15 protein-coding genes, 1 tRNA gene and 3 pseudogenes are annotated in these 19,681 nt (G+C 70.9%); 12 read left to right on the top strand and 7 right to left on the bottom strand.

What is annotated here, in order from left to right:
• Positions 1–189 precede the first annotated feature (189 nt).
• The 3 genes and pseudogenes from HZS56_RS22940 (at position 190) to HZS56_RS22930 (ending at position 5,091) form a co-directional block, all read left to right on the top strand.
• Positions 190–2,496, top strand: a complete 2,307-nt coding sequence (locus HZS56_RS22940; RefSeq protein ID WP_216722661.1) for a (Fe-S)-binding protein — start codon at positions 190–192, stop codon at positions 2,494–2,496.
• Between the two features lie 194 nt (positions 2,497–2,690).
• Positions 2,691–3,989 carry an FG-GAP repeat domain-containing protein gene (locus HZS56_RS22935; RefSeq protein ID WP_216722660.1) on the top strand — a complete coding sequence of 433 codons (1,299 nt, stop codon included), beginning with the start codon at positions 2,691–2,693 and terminating at the stop codon, positions 3,987–3,989.
• A 71-nt stretch (positions 3,990–4,060) separates the two neighbouring features.
• Positions 4,061–5,091: pseudogene (locus tag HZS56_RS22930) on the top strand (Yip1 family protein).
• Between the two features lie 87 nt (positions 5,092–5,178).
• Here the strand turns inward: HZS56_RS22930 and HZS56_RS22925 are convergent.
• Together HZS56_RS22925 and dcd are read right to left on the bottom strand one after the other, a co-directional pair.
• Positions 5,179–5,676 carry a phosphoribosyltransferase gene (locus tag HZS56_RS22925; protein WP_216722658.1) on the bottom strand — a complete coding sequence of 166 codons (498 nt, stop codon included), beginning with the start codon at positions 5,674–5,676 and terminating at the stop codon, positions 5,179–5,181.
• Positions 5,677–5,701: 25 nt separating this feature from the next.
• A complete protein-coding gene (gene dcd / locus HZS56_RS22920) occupies positions 5,702–6,277 on the bottom strand; it encodes a dCTP deaminase (RefSeq protein WP_216722657.1) in 576 nt (191 codons plus the stop codon).
• A gap of 511 nt (positions 6,278–6,788) precedes the next feature.
• Here dcd and HZS56_RS22915 point away from each other — a divergent pair.
• Positions 6,789–6,862 (top strand) — tRNA-Gly (locus HZS56_RS22915).
• A 662-nt stretch (positions 6,863–7,524) separates the two neighbouring features.
• On the opposite strand, the gene HZS56_RS22910 is transcribed toward HZS56_RS22915, so the two are convergent.
• Entirely contained in the window at positions 7,525–7,920 is a 396-nt protein-coding gene (locus HZS56_RS22910) for a TIR domain-containing protein (RefSeq protein ID WP_216722656.1), read from the bottom strand.
• A 797-nt stretch (positions 7,921–8,717) separates the two neighbouring features.
• On the opposite strand from HZS56_RS22910, the gene HZS56_RS22905 reads away from it, so the two are divergent.
• Positions 8,718–9,110, top strand: a complete 393-nt coding sequence (locus tag HZS56_RS22905; RefSeq protein ID WP_216722655.1) for a hypothetical protein — start codon at positions 8,718–8,720, stop codon at positions 9,108–9,110.
• Positions 9,111–9,145: 35 nt separating this feature from the next.
• On the opposite strand, the pseudogene HZS56_RS38415 reads toward HZS56_RS22905, so the two are convergent.
• Positions 9,146–9,636 (bottom strand): annotated as a pseudogene (locus HZS56_RS38415) (transposase); the annotation flags it as partial.
• Here HZS56_RS38415 and HZS56_RS39110 point away from each other — a divergent pair.
• Positions 9,629–10,330, top strand: a pseudogene (locus HZS56_RS39110) (SDR family oxidoreductase). The pseudogenes HZS56_RS38415 and HZS56_RS39110 sit on opposite strands and share 8 nt — an antisense overlap.
• A 238-nt stretch (positions 10,331–10,568) precedes the next feature.
• Here the strand turns inward: HZS56_RS39110 and HZS56_RS22895 are convergent.
• On the bottom strand, positions 10,569–11,303 hold the full coding sequence (locus HZS56_RS22895; protein WP_216722654.1) for an SDR family NAD(P)-dependent oxidoreductase: 735 nt from the start codon (positions 11,301–11,303) through the stop codon (positions 10,569–10,571).
• A gap of 87 nt (positions 11,304–11,390) precedes the next feature.
• Here HZS56_RS22895 and HZS56_RS22890 point away from each other — a divergent pair, with 87 nt between their 5' ends.
• The 6 genes from HZS56_RS22890 to HZS56_RS22865 all read left to right on the top strand — a co-directional run bounded on the left by HZS56_RS22890 (position 11,391) and on the right by HZS56_RS22865 (position 18,235).
• Positions 11,391–11,987 (top strand): TetR/AcrR family transcriptional regulator, encoded by a 597-nt coding sequence (locus HZS56_RS22890; RefSeq protein WP_216722653.1) that lies wholly within the window; start codon positions 11,391–11,393, stop codon positions 11,985–11,987.
• A 249-nt stretch (positions 11,988–12,236) separates the two neighbouring features.
• The gene (locus HZS56_RS22885) at positions 12,237–12,929 is read left to right on the top strand and encodes a TetR/AcrR family transcriptional regulator (protein ID WP_216722652.1); all 693 of its coding nucleotides are present in this window, start codon (positions 12,237–12,239) and stop codon (positions 12,927–12,929) included.
• A gap of 255 nt (positions 12,930–13,184) precedes the next feature.
• Positions 13,185–14,324, top strand: coding sequence for an FAD-dependent oxidoreductase (locus HZS56_RS22880; RefSeq protein WP_216722651.1), 1,140 nt, complete (start codon positions 13,185–13,187; stop codon positions 14,322–14,324).
• Positions 14,325–14,433: 109 nt separating this feature from the next.
• Positions 14,434–15,168 carry an alpha/beta fold hydrolase gene (locus tag HZS56_RS22875; protein ID WP_216722650.1) on the top strand — a complete coding sequence of 245 codons (735 nt, stop codon included), beginning with the start codon at positions 14,434–14,436 and terminating at the stop codon, positions 15,166–15,168.
• A 236-nt stretch (positions 15,169–15,404) separates the two neighbouring features.
• Positions 15,405–16,643: a serine hydrolase domain-containing protein gene (locus tag HZS56_RS22870; protein WP_216722649.1), complete on the top strand. Its 1,239-nt coding sequence runs from the start codon at positions 15,405–15,407 to the stop codon at positions 16,641–16,643.
• Positions 16,640–18,235 carry an alpha/beta fold hydrolase gene (locus tag HZS56_RS22865; protein WP_216722648.1) on the top strand — a complete coding sequence of 532 codons (1,596 nt, stop codon included), beginning with the start codon at positions 16,640–16,642 and terminating at the stop codon, positions 18,233–18,235. The genes HZS56_RS22870 and HZS56_RS22865 overlap by 4 nt, the downstream gene beginning before the upstream one ends.
• 57 nt (positions 18,236–18,292) lie before the next feature.
• On the opposite strand, the gene HZS56_RS38410 is transcribed toward HZS56_RS22865, so the two are convergent.
• Both HZS56_RS38410 and HZS56_RS38405 read right to left on the bottom strand, forming a co-directional pair.
• Entirely contained in the window at positions 18,293–19,126 is an 834-nt protein-coding gene (locus HZS56_RS38410; RefSeq protein ID WP_308408136.1) for an SDR family NAD(P)-dependent oxidoreductase, read from the bottom strand.
• Between the two features lie 59 nt (positions 19,127–19,185).
• Entirely contained in the window at positions 19,186–19,620 is a 435-nt protein-coding gene (locus tag HZS56_RS38405) for a winged helix-turn-helix transcriptional regulator (RefSeq protein ID WP_253914698.1), read from the bottom strand.
• Between the last annotated feature and the right edge of the window lie 61 nt (positions 19,621–19,681).

Raw genomic sequence — 19,681 nt, 5'->3', positions numbered from 1 at the left:
CCCCTGCCCACCCGCCGATGCACACGAGCGCCCGCCCCCGGACTCCGGACGGGCGGTCAGGGTTGCCTCAGCGACACAGATCACCGCACGTCCGACTACAGTGCGGCGGAGGATGGGGGTAGTCTCGGACAGACTGATTAAGTTACCGCTTAGTAATATCTCACCCCTCGCAGGCCCGAGGAGCCCCAAATGCAACTCGCCGCGATCATCGTGTCGCTGGTCCTGATGGTGGTCGGCGTGGCACTGTTCGGCCGCGCCGTCCTGCAGATCGTCACGTACATGCGCCTGGGCCAGCCCGTGCCGGCCGGAACGCGGACCAACGACCCCGTGGACCGCACCGTCACCGTGGTCAGGGAGTTCCTCGGCCACACCCGGATGAACCGCTGGGGCGTCGTCGGGGTCGCGCACTGGTTCGTGGCGGTGGGCTTCTTCACCCTGCTGCTGACGATCGTCAACGCCGTCGGCCAGCTCTTCCAGGCCGACTGGCTGCTGCCCGTCATCGGCGACTGGACGCCGTACAACGTCTTCGTCGAGTTCATCGGCACCATGACCGTGCTCGGCATCCTGGTCCTGATCGGCATCCGGCAGCTGTCCCACCCGCGCAGGCCGGGCCGCAAGTCCCGCTTCGCCGGCTCCAACTTCGGCCAGGCGTACTTCGTCGAGGCCGTCATCCTGATCGTCGGCGTCTGCATCTTCATGCTGCACGCGCTGGAGGGCGCCCAGCACCACGTGGACGGCTACGAGGCCTCCTTCTTCCTCTCGTACCCGGTGGTGTCGGCGCTGGAGGGCACGGACCTCGCCACGCTCCAGAACCTCACCTACTTCTTCGCCGCGCTGAAGATCGCCACGTCCTTCATCTGGATGATCACCGTCGCCCTGAAGACCGACATGGGCGTGGCCTGGCACCGCTTCCTGGCCTTCCCCAACATCTGGTTCAAGCGCGACGCGAAGGGCGGCACCGCGCTCGGCGGGCTGCTGCCGATGACCTCGGGCGGCGAGCCGATCGACTTCACCGACCCCGGCGAGGACGACGTCTTCGGCGTCTCCCAGGTCGAGCAGTTCTCCTGGAAGGGCCTGCTCGACTTCTCCACCTGCACCGAGTGCGGCCGCTGCCAGTCGCAGTGCCCCGCCTGGAACACCGGCAAGCCGCTCTCCCCCAAGCTCCTGATCATGTCCCTGCGCGACCACGCGCACGCCAAGGCCCCCTACCTGCTGGCCGGCGGCGGCAAGACCATGGAGGGCGAGGAGAAGGCGTCCGGGGAGCAGCTCGCCCAGGTGCCCGCGGCGGCACTGGCGGAGGCCGAACGCCCGCTGGTCGGCACCCTCGAGGCTGCATCCGACAGCGGCTTCGCCGCGGGGGGCGTCATCGACCCCGACGTCCTGTGGTCCTGCACCACCTGCGGCGCCTGCGTCGAGCAGTGCCCCGTCGACATCGAGCACGTCGACCACATCGTCGACATGCGCCGCTACCAGGTCATGATCGAGTCGGCGTTCCCCTCCGAGGCCGGCACGATGCTCAAGAACCTGGAGAAGAAGGGCAACCCCTGGGGCCTGGCGAAGAAGCAGCGCCTGGAGTGGCTCAAGGAGCTGGACTTCGAGGTCCCGGTCGTCGGCAAGGACATCGAGGACCTCACCGAGGTCGAGTACCTGTACTGGGTCGGCTGCGCCGGCGCCCTGGAGGACCGCGCCAAGAAGACCACCAAGGCCTTCGCCGAGCTGCTCCACATCGCGGGCGTCAAGTTCGCCATCATGGGCGGCGACGAGAAGTGCACCGGCGACTCCGCCCGCCGCCTGGGCAACGAGCCCCTGTTCCAGGAGCTCGGCATGGAGAACGTCATGACCCTCAACGCCGCCTTCGGCGAGGAGACGGACGACGACGGCAGGGTCACCGACGCGTCCAGGAAGCCCAAGTCGGCCAAGAAGATCGTCGCCACCTGCCCGCACTGCCTCAACACCCTCGGCAACGAGTACCCGCAGCTCGGCGGCGACTACGAGGTCGTCCACCACACCCAGCTGCTCCAGCACCTCGTCGACGAGGGCAAGCTGACCCCGGTCACCCCGGTCGAGGGCATCATCACGTACCACGACCCGTGCTACCTGGGCCGCCACAACAAGATCTACACCCCGCCCCGCGAGATCATCGCCGCCGTCCCCGGCGTCCGCAACGAGGAGATGCACCGCCACAAGGAGCGCGGCTTCTGCTGCGGCGCCGGCGGCGCCCGGATGTGGATGGAGGAGCGGATCGGCAAGCGCATCAACAACGAACGCGTCGACGAGGCCCTCTCCGTCAACCCCGACATCGTCTCCACGGCCTGCCCGTTCTGCCTCGTCATGCTCACCGACTCCGTCAACGGCAAGAAGAACGACGGCAAGGCCAAGGAATCCATCCAGGTCGTCGACGTCGCCCAGCTCCTCCTGGACTCCGTCAAGACCCCGGCCGACCCGACCGGCGAACCGGAGCCGGAGACCGAGCCGACCCCGGAGCCGGTGAAGTAGCACCGCCCCTCTCCCGACTCCCCAACGGCACCCCCGGGTTCGTCCGAACCCGGGGGTGCCGCCGTACGTCGAACACGTGCATCATTACCCGGTCGCCGGCAGGACCGGTGAGACACTCGGTCACCGGCGGGACCGGTGAGACACTCGGTCACCGGCGGGACCGGTGAGACGGCTCGACACGGACGAGGTGAACGGTGCGACGCCCTCGAAGAAGCACCCTGACCGGCACGGCCGCCGCCGGCTGCCTGCTGCTCCTCACCGCCTGCGGCCACGGCGGCCGGGCACCCGCGGGCGCCGCCTCCACCCCCGTCCGCGCCGCCCAGGCCCCCGCCCTCCTCCCGGTCCCCCGCGGCGAGGGCAGCAGGACCCCGGACGACTTCAACGGCGACGGCCACCGCGACCTCCTCCTCGACGACCTGGTCAAGGCCCAGAGCCACGCCGACGACGCGGGCATCGGCATCGTCTACGGCTCCTCGCACGGACTGGTCCCGGGCACCAGGCAGTTGCTCACCCCGAAGCAGTACGCGGCGCCGACGGACGGCCAGTTGCCGGCGGTCTTCGAGACGGCGGCGACCTGCGACCTCGACGGCGACGGCTTCACCGACCTGGTGGTCACCACCGACCCGCCCTACGACGGCCAGGGCCGCCCACCCGTCCCGCTCCAGCTCCTCTTCGGCTCCCCGTCGGGCCCCGCCGACCGCGCCGTCCCCCTCGTCGTCCCCGACCAGGCACGCCTGGGCAACGACTGGCCCGAGCGCCCGGTCTGCGGCGACTTCGACGGCGACGGCGCCCAGGATCTGGTCGTCCACGCCTCGGCAGGTCACCTCAGCTACCTGCGCGGCCCCTTCACCCGCAAGGGCGCCCCGCGCGCGGCCGCCGACCCCCTCCCCTCCCCCGGCGAGGCGCCGACCGGCCCCGCCGCCGACGTGAACCGCGACGGGTACGACGACCTGGTCGTCCGCGCCTCCACGGGCCCCGGCAAGGCGTCCGTCGTCCTCGGCGGCCCGAACGGCCCGACCCGCACCGGGGCCACCCTCCCCACCGGCACCGACATCGCCCTCGGCGCCTTCGGCCGGGGCAAGGCACTGGACGCGGCCGTGGGCAGCCCGTCCGGCACCTCACTCCGCTACGACCTCCCCACCGCGGCCCGCGGCACCGTCGACGCCCCCGGCCCGCGACTCCACGCCGCCGACTTCGACGGCGACGGCCTGAGCGAGCTGACCACCGAGGCCTCGGGAGAGGTCCGCGTACTCCCGGGCAGCAGGACCGGCCCCACCCCCCGGGGCACGGTCACGGTGAAGCCCGCCGCGCCCGGCACGACGCGGGTCCTCACGGCGGCCGACTTCGACGGCGACGGACGCGCGGACCTGATCCTGCGCACATACCGGGACGAAACGAAGGACACGATCGAGATCCACCCCGGCACGCCGAAGACCCTGCTGTCGCCCGCCCCCTCCCTCACCTTCTCGACCTCCCAGTTCCTCACCCCCTAAGGGCCGCGCGCCCAAACCCCGAGGCACCGCCCCCACCAACCCCGAGGGACACCGGGAAACCCCCGTAAGGGATGTCACAGCTCGGCCGCAAGAAGGCCCCGAACGGCCGCGCCCGGCACGTGACTCTCCGGGACCAGGTACGTTCGAAGGCGTGGCTGGATTCAGGATCGGACGCGGCCGGGACAACGGCGCTCCACACACGCGACCGCAACGCCCGCCGTACGGACAGCAGGCACCCCAGGGACCGTCGTACGGCGGCCCCGCGACGCCTGGTCACCCGTACCCGCAGCAGCCGTACGGAGGTGGCGCCCCCGGTCACGGCCCCGGCCCCGGCGGTTCCCCCTGGCCGCAGGCGCACGGCGGCGGGCACGGCGAGCCGGAGTACTTCGGCGACGGCGGCCACCACCCCGGCCCGCACGGCGGCCACGCCCCGCAGCAGGCCCCGTACGACCCGTACGCGGCCAACAACCCGGGCCACACCCAGGCGTTCACGGTCGACGATCCCTACAACCAGGGCGACACCTACCGCGCCGGCTCCGCCCCGGCCCCCGGCCCGATCGGCCCCCGCCTGCACTGGAAGGACCTCCTGAAGGGCGTCGTCCTCGCGCCCAACCAGACCTTCCTCCAGATGCGGGACTACGCGATGTGGGTCCCGGCGCTCATCGTGACCTTCCTCTACGGCCTGCTCGCGGTCTTCGGCTTCGACGGCGCCCGCGAGGAGGCCATCAACGCGACCCTCTCCAACGCGATCCCGATCGTCCTGACCACGGCGGTCGCGCTGGTGCTGAGCGCCTTCGTCCTGGGCGTGGTCACCCACACGCTGGCCCGCCAGCTCGGCGGCGACGGCGCCTGGCAGCCGACGGTCGGCCTCTCCATGCTGATCATGTCCATCACGGACGCCCCGCGCCTGCTCGTCGCGATGTTCGCCGGCGGCGACGCACCCTTCGTCCAGATCCTCGGCTGGGCCACCTGGGTCGCTGCGGGCGCCCTGCTGACCCTGATGGTCAGCCGCTCCCACGACCTCCCCTGGCCGAAGGCGCTCGGCGCCTGTGCGATCCAGCTGATCGCCCTGCTGTCGATCGTGAAGCTCGGCACGTTCTAGCTCGGCCCGCACACGACAAAGGGCCCAGGCGCGCGATACGCCCGGGCCCTTCCCCTTGTGTCCTCTTTCCGATCCTCTCCCCACCCGTCAGGCGTCGAGCACCTGCCCCTGCCGCCGCACGACGGGCGGCAGGACGGACCACGGAAAATTGATCCAGTCGTCGGTCCGCCTCCACACGTACTCGCACTGGACGAGCGAGTGGGACTTCTCGTAGATCACCGCGCTGCGCACCTCGGCGACGGTGTCGAGGCAGAAGTCGCGCACCAGCTTGAGGGTCTTGCCGGTGTCGGCGACGTCGTCGGTGATGAGGACCTTCTTGTCGGAGAAGTCGATGACGTTGGGGACGGGCGCAAGCATGACGGGCATGTCCAGCGTGGTCCCGACACCGGTGTAGAACTCCACGTTCACGAGGTGGATGTTCTTGCAGCCGAGCGCGTAGGCCAGCCCGCCCGCGACGAAGACGCCCCCGCGGGCGATGGAGAGCACGATGTCGGGCTCGTACCCGTCGTCGGCGACGGCCTGCGCCAGCTCGCGCACGGCGACACCGAACTGCTCGTAGGTCAGGTTCTCCCGGACATCACTCATGCGCGCGCCCTGCTCGTCACTGGCTTCATACCTGGGTCCGATGGAAGTTGAGGAAGGACCGGGAGGCGGTCGGCCCCCGCTGCCCCTGGTAACGGGACCCGTAGCGCTCGCTGCCGTACGGATGCTCGGCGGGCGAGGTGAGCCGGAACATGCACAGCTGCCCGATCTTCATGCCCGGCCACAGCTTGATGGGCAGGGTCGCGAGATTGCTCAGCTCCAGCGTCACGTGCCCCGAGAAACCCGGGTCGATGAACCCGGCCGTGGAGTGCGTGACGAGCCCGAGCCGGCCGAGCGAACTCTTCCCCTCCAGCCGCGAGGCCAGGTCGTCGGGGAGCGTGATGACCTCGTACGTACTGGCCAGCACGAACTCACCGGGGTGCAGGATGAACGGCTCGTCCCCCTCCGGCTCCACGAGCCGGGTCAGATCCACCTGCTCGACGGAGGGGTCGATGTGCGGGTACCGGTGATTCTCGAACACCCGGAAGTAGCGGTCGAGGCGTACGTCGATGCTCGACGGCTGCACCATGGAGTCGTCGAGCGGATCGATGCGCACCCGCCCGTTGTCGATCTCGGCACGGATGTCCTTGTCTGAGAGAAGCACGCACCGAGGATACGCAAGGCGCGCGGAGCAGCGACAACCGCCGCCGCGCCGCGCGCCAGGACCGTACTGCTACCGCTTGTCCGAACCCACCGGCACGGCACTCCGCAGCCGCGCACACCGCGGACATCGGACGAGCCGACCGGGGCCGAGTCGCTCGGCCTGCTGCATCGGGAACGAGCTGGCGGTGAACACGTGCCCATCGGCACAGCGGACGACGGTGCGCTCCATCAAGTCCTTCAAGTCCCTTCCCCAAGAGCCGCGTCTGGCTGACTACCCTGACGACAAAAGCCACAGTACGGGATGAAAGAGACGACCTTCCAGGCGGCACTCCGCCGTCACGCACACCCTCACGCACACCCTTTTCGAGCGCCCCACCGTACGCCCCAACTCGCCCCCACGGCAGCCGCATCCCACCCCCGAAACGACCGCGGCCCCACGGCGCGAACACCGGGGGCCAGCGATGGGGTAGAGTGAACGAGCGTCCGGACACCGACCGTGGTCGGCGTCTCACGCGGGTGTAGTTTAATGGTAGAACATCAGCTTCCCAAGCTGAGAGCGCGAGTTCGATTCTCGTCACCCGCTCCATGGAGAAGGCCCAGTTCAGAAACGTGGGCCTTCTTGGTGTTCCCGGTGATCACTCGTCGCGCGGAAAGCCTGTGAGGCCGCGCCTCACCATCGGCCCCTGGACCTCGACTTCCGCGATGAGGCAGCCCTCACCGCAGGTGCGTAGGTCAGTGGGTCACGAAGCGGTCAGGTGGTAAAGCATCGGCGGGACTTCGGTTTCGTGGTCTGGTGCCGATGATTCGCCAGTGGCGAGGAACAGGAACGTCTCGGTTTCCTCATCGCGTTCGGCCGGAGATCGTCTCTCGATGAGGTCGAGTGCCGCGTGGACTCCTGCCTCATGTCGGCCATGCGTCCGGCGAACGCCTCACTGCTGGTCCTGAACGCGGCAGCCGGCTCGGCGCAGCCGTGGAGAACTTCTTGACGAGCTCGAGCCGGGCGCCCGCCGCAGATTGGCCGCGTTCATTTCCGGAGTGCATTCCCGCGCCACCACGCCGATCCGCATCGGCGCCTCACCCATGGCTTCCATGTCCGTGAGGACGGAGTCCGTCTGGGTCTCGGCCTGCGCCAGCCGGTCGACGATGCCTGGCCCGTCGCCGCCGTCGTCTCCGTCGTCGGCCGGCGGGGGGGGGGGCGGAGACAGCCGCGTTGGCGTAGGGCACGCTCCTGGGCCCGCAGGTGATTCCCTACTGGTAGACGCGGCTCAACTGGTCGCGGGCTTCGTGAAGGCTCGACTCGGTCCTCCGGAAGCGGATGGTCCGCAACCGGGCCATGTCGAACGGCAGGTCACCACTCCCGCCAATGAGGATCACCGGCTTCCCTCGGCCGATACGGAAGCCCAGCTCGTACATGACGTTGGCGTTCGCGCCGCTGACGTCGGCGATCACGATGTCGTCCTCGTGAAGCCACCGGTGGATCTGGTCCGTGACCTCCCCGATGGCGTCGGCACGCAACGGAATGGTTCCCTGGTCCCGGCAGGCTGCACGGACGACCTCGTCGTAGACGCGCAGCGCACCCTCGTACAGGAGACGCTTCGGACTTCCGTACTCCGCGTGCTTGTCGCCGATGGGGCGCTCAACCAAGATCCCCGGCAGCGTCACTACCTCCGGCCCCGCTTGCTCAGCTGTTCGGCAGGCCGATATGACGACGGTCCGGCATACGACGACGGCCCGGCCTGTGACGAGGACCCCGCATGCGAATACCCGTAGCTACTGGAAAGATATGACCCCGTTGGCACCGGGTTCGCCGGATAGCCCTCGCCAGAATAACCACCGACTCCACCAGCCGTCCCCTGCACAGCGGAAGTACCCCAGGCAGACGAACTCCCAGGATACGACGAGGGAGGTTCGGAAGCAGTGATCGACATGCCGGCCATTCCCTGAGACACCTCAGCAACCCGACCTATTTCAGTCCTCTGATTACACCTTCCACCCGCCGCGTGTTTGTCAATGTGAATTCTGCCATTTTGGTCTTGGGTCAGTGTCAGACCTGCCTCCTGCAATGCCGCCGCCTCCAACGGTCCCGCCCTGTAGTCACTGCGGGTGAGGTCGTGCAGCCGATACCGCATTTCCTTTTCGAACTCACTGGCACCCTGCGGCACATATCCACTCGGCAGATGTCCCCGGGGCACGATGGGTACGCTTCCGTCGAGGCCGTAGAAGGCACGGACGGAAGCGGCTCGTTGCTCATCTGTCGGTTTAGGCATGAAGCCCTCCATGGCAAATAGCGGACATCGTCATCACTCAACGCACCAGCCGACCCTCTGGTTCAGAATTTCGGCGTGATCGGCCGTCGTCCGGTTTGACTACTCAGGTTGAATCGGCGACGTCCGGGCGGTTCAGGGCGGTTGCAAGTTCCGGGGTGTGCGGCTGGTCGGGTCGTGACGGCGAGGAGGTCGAGGGCGAGCTGGACGATCTCCAGCCGGATCTGTTCGTCGGACGATCCAGCGCAGGCCAAGGAGCGACAACGGGATTGCTGCACCAAGCTGGGGACCTGGCGGGACACCGCGCACGCCACGACAACCGGCGAGCCGGACGCCGATGCCGGTGACGGACAGAGTGTCCAGTCGCCCGAGTTCGACAACACCGAATCGGCAGGGCATACGGTCATCGAGGCCTCGAAAGGGCTTGACCGGGCAAGCCTGGAACTCGGTGGTACCGACATCGTCGATGACACCGTCAACGCGGTCGGCGGCGACGTCGGGGCCGAGGGTCGTGCAGTGTCTTATTGCGACAGCTCAGGCTTCGAGACCTTGGTCAGGTCGGCTGGGTAGTGCCGTGAGCGCATGGGGTTCGCCGGGTCGTTCAGGCCACGGCGGCGAGAGAGATTGTCCAGGATGACGTAGATCGGGGCGCGGTCCGGGCACGCGGCCCGGATCGACCTCCGTGCGGCCAGGGTGTTCACCGCACCCCTCTTGCGGCGGTTGACACCCCACAGCCGGTCGTCGCCGACGGAGTAGCAGCCGTGGAAGTACCGCACCCTGTGTGTGCGGCGGTAGGTCGCGGGATGGCGCTCGGGGCGACCGGCGGGAGCCCAGCCGGCTCCGGCGGTGGGCGGATGCCGAGCGGCCCGAACTCGTCGAACGCGAACACGCGGTCCGGGAAGCGTTCCAGCACCTCCTCGATACGGTCCAGCTTGGCGTCACGCTCGGGGTCGGGCGACTCCTTCCAGGTCTTGGTGCACTGGAAGGTGACGCCGTGTCAGGCGAGCAGGCGCCGTAACGCCTCGCGGCCGACCCGGACTGGCAGGACGGCCCTGGTGACCGGCGCGTCGCGCGGCACAGGACGAGCGATCGCGGTCCGGTTGGCGGCGAAGGGAGCCGCGGTCGTCGTGCACTTCGGCGCGGACGAAGACGCTGCGGCAGCGACGCCGAAGAGATCGGGCGTGCCGGTGGAACCGCGATCACCGTCCGGGCGGAACTGGGCGTGGACGACGACGTCGACACCCTCTTCACGGGAGTCGAGGCCGCACTGGCCGGGCGGCCGCTCGACGTCCTCGTCAACAACGCGGCAACCGCGCCCGCCGGGCCGATCGGGAGCACGACGCGCAAGGAGTTCGACCGCCTCTTCGCGGTGAACGTGCGAGCGCCCTGCTTCATCGTCCAACGCGCGCTGGGCCTGCTCCCCGACGGCGGCCGCTTCACCACGATCTCCTCCGTGGCGACCCGGATGGCCAACCCCTCCCAGACCTCCTTCGCCATGACCAAGGGAGCGGTCGAGACCATGAGCAAGACGCTGGCCAACGAACTGGACGTACGGGGGATCACGGTGAACGCGGTTGCTCCCGGCGCCACCCGGACCGCGACCAACGGGGCGTCCTTCGAAGCACCGGGCCTGGCGGAGCTCATCGCCCGGCACGACGTCGCTCGACCGGCTGGGCGGGCCCGACGACGTCGCCGACGTGGTCGCGTTCCTCGCCACAGACGCGGCACGCTGGATCACCGGGCAGGTCATCGACGCGAGCGGTGGCCTGTTTCTCGGACCGCGCGTCTGAGTGAGCTTCTTCAGCGGTGCCACTCCAGGGTGACTACGGCTTCGGCGATTGACGTCATGCGGTCCGGGCCGCAGCGGGCGCGGCCCCGGCGTCGGCAGACCGCCTTGTTGGGGCCCTCGACCGCTCGGACCCGCCTGGTCAGCGCGCGACGTGGGCAAGCAGTCAGGCCCCCGTGCCCGCGAGGCCGTCCGGTGAACCGGGGTGCCCGGTGTGCCCACCGAACCGGGAGGCGCCGCGGTCAGACCTGCGCCTGCCCTCCGTCGGCGAACCAGTCGGCGCCGTTGACGAAACTGGAGGCGTCCGAGGCCAGGAACGTCGCCACGGCGGCGATCTCGTCCGGGCGGCCGATCCTGCCGAGCGGCACATCCGAGGCGAGCTGGTGGTGGTCCGGGCCCACGGCACCGACCAGGCCCGGGGTCTCGGTCGGGCCGGGGCTCAGCACGTTCACCCGGAACTTGCGTTCCTGCGCGCCGAGCGCCCAGCTGCGCACCAGGTTGCGCACCGCTGCCTTCGACGCTCCGTAGACTTCCAGGCCCGGTCCGGGGCGGAGGGTGCTGGTCGATCCCGTGACCACGATCGAGGCGCCGTCCGACAGCAGGGGCAGCGCCTTCTGCACGGTGAAGACCGTGCCCTTCACGTTCGTACCGAAGGTCGCGTCGATGGCTTCCTCCGTGATCTCACCGAGACGCTGGGGGACGGCGCTGCCGGCGTTGGCGACAAGCACGTCGATGCGGCCCGCCTCCTCGCGCACGACCGAGTAGAGGTGATCGAGGTCCGCCTGTACCGAAACGTCCGTCCTCACGCCGGTGGCCGCCGGCCCGATCTCGGCGACGGCCGCGTCGAGCGGCTCCTGACGGCGACCGGCCAGGAACACCCGTGCCCCCTCCGCGGCGAACCGCTTGGCGATGGCGAGCCCGATGCCGCTGTTGGCTCCGGTGACCACCGCCACCTTGCCTGCGAGTACTCCCGTCATGGCGCACCTACTCCTTAGTTCTTGACTGGTTCGTCCATAACGCTAGCCGTTATGGACGAACCAGTCAAGAATGGGTAGGCTGGTCTCATGGCACGACCCAGGAAGTTCGACGAGCAGCAGGTACTGGAAACTGCCCGGGAGCGGTTCTGGTCGGGTGGGTACGCCGCCACGCGCATGGAGGACATCGCCGAGGCGACGGGGCTCGGCAAAGGCAGCCTGTACGGCGCGTTCGGCGGCAAACAGGAACTGTTCCACCGCGTGTTCGACGACTACTGCGGCTCCGTCGTCGATGCCGTGAGCCGGCAGCTGCGCGGCAACGACGCGGACGCCTACGCGCGGCTGTCCGCCCACGTGTACGCGGTGGCGGCCGCGACTGCCGCAGACACCGCCCACCGCGGATGCCTGTTGGCCAAGGGCGCCGCCGAGCTGGCCGAACACGACGAGACGGTGGCCAGGCGGGCGCGCGCGGCCATCGAGGCACTGCAGGCGCTGCTGGAGGGCGACATCGCAGCCTGCCAGCGCAATGGCGACATCGCCGCGGACGCGGACCCGGGAAAGCTGGCCGCGCTGGTGCTCGCCGTACTGCGCGGCATCGAAGCGCTGGGCAAGGCCGGAGCGAGCGAGGAAACGCTGACCGGTATCGCCCGGACAGCCCTTGCTGTCCTGCCCCGCCCCGCCCGCTGAGCTTCCTCGGTCCGGCCACCGGAGCGCGAGTTCGGCTCTCCCCACCGCTCTGCAGGAACTCCGGGCGGGTGGGACGGCGCTCGCTCACCTGGTGTCCCGGTGGCGCAACGTGACGTATCCGGTGGTGAGGGCCTCGGCGCTCCACAGGGCAAGGATGGCCGTACCGGTCCACGGACCGTACGCGCGCTCGAACGTCCGCCCGCTCTCGGGCACGCAACAGGGAGCGAACGCGTTCGTTACGATCGGTCCATGACTGCGAGGAAAGAGCCGATCAGCCGCCGGGAGCGGCCCGCGAAGCCTGCTCTGTCCCGGCGCTGGATCGTGGACACCGCCGTGCGGGTCATGCGCGCCGAGGGACTGGCGAAGGTCACCATGCGCCGGCTGGCCAAGGAGCTGGACACCGGTCCGGCCTCGCTGTACGTCTACGTGGCCAACACTGCGGAACTGCACGCGGCCGTGCTCGACGCCCTGCTGGGCGAGGTCGACCTGACCGGCTCGGGCGCGGGGGGCGACTGGCGCGAGCAGCTCCGCGCCGTACTGGCCTCCTACACCTCCGTGCTGTTCGCGCACCCGCAGCTCGCCCGGTCCGCCCTGGTGGCGCGTCCCAGCGGCGAGAACTACCTGCGCCTGGTGGAGCGCGTCCTGGACCTGCTGTCCCGCAGCGGCGCCTCCCGGGAGCAGGTCGCCTGGGGCGTGGACAAGCTGCTCCAGGACGCCACGGCCACCGCCGCCGAGCAGTCGGCGCAGGAACAGGACCCCATGGCCGAGGACGACTGGAACGCCACCACCCGGGCCCTGCGCTCCGTGGACGAGACCCGTCCGGCCATCAGGGCGCACATGCCCGCCCTGGTCAGCGGCTCGCCCGAGGACCGCATGGGCTGGAGTTTCGACGTTCTGGTCAACGGCATCACGCACACCCCCGTCCCCGGCACGAACGGCTGAAGGCCCCCGGCGCGAACGACTGAAGCCCCGCCGGCCGACTGGCCGCCCGCGAACGGGCCGGCGGCGGTCGCGTCGCGACACACCTTCTTGCGAACTTGTACGTGACGAACATGTTCGTTATCGTGGAGGCGTAACGGCCGGACCGCCGCACGCCCGACCGTTCCGTCGCCCCGCGGCGGGGCGGGCGGTGCGGGCTCCGGACCCCTTCCCGAGCTGCGGGTTCGTGCGCGCTCGGTCGATCAGTCGGAGGACCCCATGAGCACCCATCACCCCGTCGCGATCATCGGTGGGGGCCTCGGCGGCCTCACCGCCGCCCGCGTCCTGCACGTCCACGGCGTCCAGGCCGCCGTCTTCGAACTGGAGGCGTCCGCCACGGCCCGTACCCAGGGCGGCATGCTCGACATCCACGAGGAGAGCGGCCAGAAGGCGCTGCACGCCGCCGGACTCCACGAGGACTTCCTCGAGATCGTCCACGGGGGCGGCCAGGAGATGCGCCTGGTCGGCCCGGACGCCACCGTTCACGTCCGCGAGAAGGACGACGGAACCGGCGCCCGTCCGGAGGTGGACCGCGGCGACCTGCGCGACCTGCTCCTGAACTCGCTGCCCGACGGCACGGTCCGCTGGGGCAGGAAGGTCACCGCCGCCCGGGCGCTGGGCGACGGCCGCCACGAGGTGACGTTCGCCGACGGCTCCACTCTCACCACCGACCTCCTGATCGGCGCCGACGGGGCCTGGTCCCGGGTGCGGCCCCTGCTCTCCGACGCCACGCCCGCCTACACCGGCGTCTCCTTCGCCGAGACCGACCTGCACGACGCCGACGCCCGCCACCCGCGCAGCGCCGCCCTCGTCGGGGGCGGTTTCTTCATCAGCCTGGGCGGTCGGCGCGGTTTCCTCGCGCACCGCGAGACCGACGGCAGCCTCCACGTCTACGCCGCTCTGAAGGCCGACGAGGGCTGGCTGGACACCGTCGACTTCACCGACCTCGCCGCCGCCAAGGCCGCCGTCCTCACCCAATTCGAAGGCTGGCACGAGGATCTGCGCGGCCTGGTCGCCGACGCGGACACGGTCACCCCGCGCCGTATCCACGCCCTGCCCGTCGGACACCGCTGGGAACGGACCGCGGGTGTGACGCTCCTCGGTGACGCCGCCCACCTCATGTCCCCCTTCGCCGGCGAGGGCGCCAACCTGGCCATGCTCGACGGTGCGGAACTCGCCGAGGCGATCGCCGCCCGCCCCGGCGACACCGAGGCCGCGCTCGCCTCCTACGAACAGGCCCTCTTCCCGCGCAGCGAGGCGTCCGCGGCCGAGTCCGCCGCCAGCCTGGAGACGATGTTCGGCGACCGGGGACTGGAGCAGATGATCGAGTTCTTCACCGCCGGACCGGCCGCCGGGTGACCACCGCCGACAGCGCCATCGGCCACACCGCTGACCGCACCACCGACCACACCACCGGCCACACCGCCGACCGCACCACCGGCAGCGTCCACGCGATCCGGGAGAAAACATGACCGCGCCCGTCCCACGAGTCGTCACCGTACGGTCCGGCCTCGATCTGACCGTACGGGAGGCCGGAGAGGGCGGCCCGGTACTCGTCCTGCACGGCGCGCCCGGTCCCGCCGGCCTCACCCCCCTCGTCGACCACCTCGCCGCCGGGCACCGGGTCCTGGCACCCACCCATCCGGGCTGGGACGGCACCGTGAGACCCGCCGCGCTCGACTCCGTGGCCGCCCTCGCCGCCACGTACCACGCCCTGCTCGACCGGCGGGAGTTGGACGGCGTGACCGTGGTCGGCACCTCCTTCGGCGGCTGGATCGCCGCCCGGATGGCCGTGGACGACCGCGCCGGCCGCATCTCCCGGCTCGTCCTCATGGACGCCATCGGGCCCGAGATCCCAGGCCATCGAGTCAACCTGCCCAGTGGGCCGCCGCCCGGCACCCGCACGCCGGCGGCACCCGGCGGTCCGCCCGCCCGGACGCCCACCGCCCTGCGCGCCTACACCGGCCCGGACCTGCACGACCCGGGACTACTGGCACGCCTGTCCACGGTCACCTGTCCCGTTCTCGTGATCTGGGGCGCCGACGACACGGTCGTCACCCCCGACTTCGGCCGCGCCTACGCGGCCGCGTTTCCCTCTGGGCGTTTCACGCTCGTCCCCGGCGCGGGACACCTGCCCCTCCGCGAGGAACCCGAGGCAGTCTTCACCGCCCTCGACCGCTTCCTCGCCGAGCCCACCGCCTGAACCGCCCGGCCAAGCGCTCCCCGCCTCCCGGCCTCGGACGCCGACCCCGACCTCCACTGCCGACTGCCGTGTTCCGGCGTACTGGCGTACTGGCGGTCAGGCCGTGTCGGCTATCAGTGGGAGGTTCCGGTTGTCCAGGGGGATCGCTCCCGGTTCGCCGGTCGGGGCGGCCTCCGGTTTCGAGCACCTGCCTGCCGGAGCGACCGCGGGGTATCCCGTGGCTACCGTGACGCGGTATGCCAACCTTCTTATCTGCTTCGCGCTTGTCTGCTTCGCACTTGTCCGTTTCGCGGAACGGCAGGCGTTTCGGGCTCCTTGCCCTCGTGACGGCGACCGTGCTGGCCACCGGCCCGGCGGCGAGTGCGCGGGCGCCGGGCGAGTCCAGCGACAGCGGCTGCGGCGGGCAGGACGAGACCCGCCGGGCGCTGCGCCTCCTCACCGAGCACGACGGCATCACCGGAGCCGCGGTTCTGGTGACCGACCCTGCCGAGGACGGGCGTTGCGGACGCTGGTCCGAGGCCGCCGGGACGGCGGACCTGCGTACCGGACGGCCGATGGACACCGGTGACCGGCTGCGCGTCGGCAGTGTGACCAAGACCTTCACCGCGGCGCTCGTCCTCCAACTCGTCGCCGAGCAGCGGCTCTCGCTGGACGAGTCCGTCGACCGCCGGCTGCCCAGACTGATCCGGGGGCACGGTCACGACGGGAGCCGGATCACCGTGCGCCAACTCCTGCGGCACACCAGCGGACTGCCCGACTACCTCGAGAGTCCCGAGTGGGAACGCCCCGAGCAACTGCGGTACCGGCACTTCGAACCGCGCGACCTCGTGCGGCGCGCTCTTGAACTCCCGCGCCCGGAGGGCACCTGGCACTACGCCACCACCAACTACCTCGTCCTCGGCCTGCTCGTCCGCGAGGTGACCGGCCGTACCCCCGAGGCGGAGATCGACCGCCGTTTCATCAAGCCCCTGGGACTGCACGACACCTACTGGCCCGGTGACGACACCCGCGTCCACGGCCCCCACTCCCGCAGCTACTTCGTCGACGGCGACGGCCGGCGCGTCGACGGCACCGACTGGAACATGACCTTCGCCGGTGCCGGCGGCGCCCTGGTCTCGTCGCCGGGCGACCTGACGCGGTTCGCCACCGCCCTGTTCGACGGACGGCTGCTGCCCGCGGCCCAACTGGCCGAGATGCGGCGCACGGTGGAGGCCGACCCCGACCGGGTGTGGCCGGGCGCCCGCTACGGACTGGGCCTGATCTCGACGCCGCTGTCCTGCGGCGGAGTGTGGTGGGGGCACGCCGGTACGGTGCCCGGCGGTCACCGTGCCCTCGTCGCCGTCGGCCCCGGCGGCCGGAGCGCCGCCGTCGCCCTGAACCAAGTGCCCGACTCGCTCGAGGCCGAACTCGACTTCCTCGACGTCGTCGACAAGTCCCTCTGCGAGGGCAGGTCTTCCGGAAGGACGCCCGCATGACCACCCGTTTCCCGCACCGGCTCCGCTCACGCACCGCGGCCGGCGTCGCCCTGTGCCTGGCCGGGGCGTTCGCCGTCACCGCGTCGCCCGCGGCAGCGACCGGGACCGTGCCCACGACCGCCCGCACTGCCCCGGCCGGGCCCGCGACCGCGGACCCGCTCGCCCGCTACCACCGGCAGCACCTCGACTGGAGGAGCTGCCTGCTCGGGCCCGAGGACGAGACCGGCAAGGAACTCCAACAGGCGGGCGCCCAGTGCGCCGACGTCACCGTCCCGTTGAACTACGACGAACCGGACGGCCGCACCATCACCGTCGCGATCTCGCGGATCCGGGCCACGGACACCGCACACCGCGTGGGCGCGCTGCTGCTCAACGGCGGCGGCCCCGGCGGGCAGTCGCTCGGCGACCCGCCGTGGGTGCGCGCGGCGATGCGGCAGGTCGGGGAGCGGTACGACGTGGTGGGCGTCGACCCCCGTTTTGTCGGCCGGAGCACACCGCTGGACTGCCACTGGCCCACCGGCTCCTTCATACACGGGGCGGGGAAGGACCGCGCGGGCTTCGACCGTTCGGTGGCCGTGGCCGAGGACCTCGCCGATCGCTGCCGGACGTCGCAGGGCGAGGTCCTGCCGTACGTCACGACCCGGAACACCGCCCGCGACATGGACGTCGTCCGCGCCGCGCTCGGCGAGCGCAGGATCTCCTACCTCGGGTACTCCTACGGCACCTACCTGGGCCAGGTGTACGCCACGATGTTCCCCGGCCGCACCGACCGGGTCGTGCTCGACGGCGTCCTCGCGCCCGACCGCTACAGCCCCCGCCTGCTGCGCGGCACGGAACCGGCCAACCGGCACGCCCTCAAGGGCTGGGCCGCGTGGGCGGCAGCCCGCGACGCCGCCTACGGTCTGGGCCGTACCCCGGGCCGGGTGCTCGCGACCGTGGAGCGCGTCCAGGCGGCGGCCGGACACACGCCGCTGCCGATCGGCGGACACCGGGTGGACGACCAGCTGGTGCCCGTCCTCGTCCTCAACGGCCTCTCGCAGGACAACGACGCCGCCTACGCCGATCTCGCCCGCGCCGTACGGGACATGCGCCGCGCCGCCGACGGCCGCACGGTCACGCCCTCGCCCTGGCTGGGCGAGACGCTCGACTTCCTGCTGAGCGGATCCGACTCCGCGTACGGCAGTGTGCAGACGGCGGTCCTGTGCGGGGACGTGGCCGCGCCGCGCTCCCCCGAGGTGTACTGGCGCGATGTCCAACGGTCCCGCGCGAGCGACCCGTTCTTCGGTCCCGTGGCCAACAACATCACTCCGTGCGCCTTCTGGGACCCGCCGCGCGAACGCCCGACCACGGTGCGCGACGACTTCCCGGCCCTGCTCGTCAACGCGACCGGCGACCCGCGGACCACCTACCGGAGCGCGCAGTCGCTGCGCCGCATGTGGCCCTCGTCCCGCCTGGTCACCCTCCGCGGCGCGGACCAGCACGCCGTATACGGCGTCTTCGGCAACTCCTGTGCCGACGCGACGGTCAACACCTACCTGGCCACCGGCCGCCTGCCGACCGCGGACGTCACCTGCGACCGGTCGTCCGGCTGAGGGGAGCGGGGGGAGGGGGCGCGGCGGGGCGCCGTGGCGGCCGGTGGGTCGTGGTGGTCACCGGGCCGTGTCCCGCTTGGGCGTTGGCGGGCGGGACGCCTCGCGGACGGCTCGTTCTGCGTCTGTCAGGCGTTCGATCGGGGCGGTGTCCCGAAGCCCCGGTACGCACACCACGTCGTCGGCGTCCAGCGCTGCCAGTGAAGCGTCGACGACCTGGTCCACCGGCATGCCGCCCTCTTCGTGCACCCGCTGTTCGCGGCCCCCGACCGGCTCCTCGCCGCGCGAGCGGTGGAACTCGGTCGCGGTCAGGCCGGGGCAGAGCACCTGGACGTGCAGGGGTGTGCCGGCCAGTTCGGCGGCGAGGGTGCGGGTGAAGGTGACCACGTAGCCCTTCGTACCGCCGTACACCGCGCGCTCGGGCAGCGGTCCCGGCGGCAGGGAGCCGGCGAAGGCCAGTTGCGAGGCCACGTTGACGAGGGTGCCGTGTCCGCGCTCCCGCATGGCCGCGACCGCCGCCCGGGCCAGGACGGTGACGGCGAGGACGTTGATGTCCAGCACCTTCCGCAGCAGGGCCGGGTCGAGGTCGGTGAACGGGCCGTAGCCGTTGATCCCCGCGTTGTTGAGGAGGAAACCGATGTCGTCGCCGGCGGCCCGTTGCGCCACCCGCTCCAGGTCCGCGGGGTCCGAGAGGTCGGCCACCAGGGTCTCCACGCGGATGCCCGTACCGTCCTCCCGCAGTTGTCGGGCGAGGTCGTCGAGCCGCTGTGCCCTCCTGGCCACCAGGACGGTGTCCCACCCCCGTGCGGCGAGCCGCCGTGCGTACGCCGCGCCGATGCCGGAGGAGGCTCCCGTCACCAGGGCCGTGCCCTGCCGTGTGCTCCCGGTGCTCACAGTGCCTGCGGTGCCTGCGGTGCCTGCGGTGTCTGGGGTGTCTGGGGTGTCTGCGGTGCTCACTTGTGCGTCGCTCCTTGCTCTCCCGGCTCTCCTGCTCCCGCTCCGGCCTGCGGGGTGCCGCCGCCGTCCGGGCCGGGTACCACCTCCGGGCCGTCGAAGGCCTCGCGGGCGCGGGTGACGGCGGGCATGTGTTCCGCGGCCCAGGCGAGCAGCGCGTCGACGGGAGGTCGCAGGGTCTTGCCGAGGGGCGTGATGCGGTAGCTGACCGCCACGGGACGGGTGGACACGACCTCGCGTTCGATCACGCCGTTGCGCTCCAGGCGCCGCAGGGTCGCGGTCAGCGACTTCTGGGTCACCTGCGGTACGGCCCTGCGCAGCTCGTTGAAGCGGCACGGGCGTTCGCACAGTTCGCTGAGGACGCTGAGCGACCACTTGTCGAGCACCTGGTCGAGCAGTTCGCGGTGCGGAGGGGAGATGCGAACGGTGTCCATGGGGGAACCTGGTTTCGTTGAAGTGTCCTTCTTCCACCAAGTAGCTTACGGATACCTGGAT

The organism is Streptomyces mayonensis (assembly GCF_018982965.1).
GTDB lineage: Bacteria > Actinomycetota > Actinomycetes > Streptomycetales > Streptomycetaceae > Streptomyces > Streptomyces mayonensis.
The sequence above is the reverse complement of the archived record's forward strand: the minus strand, read 5'-3'. Positions and strand labels throughout refer to the sequence as shown.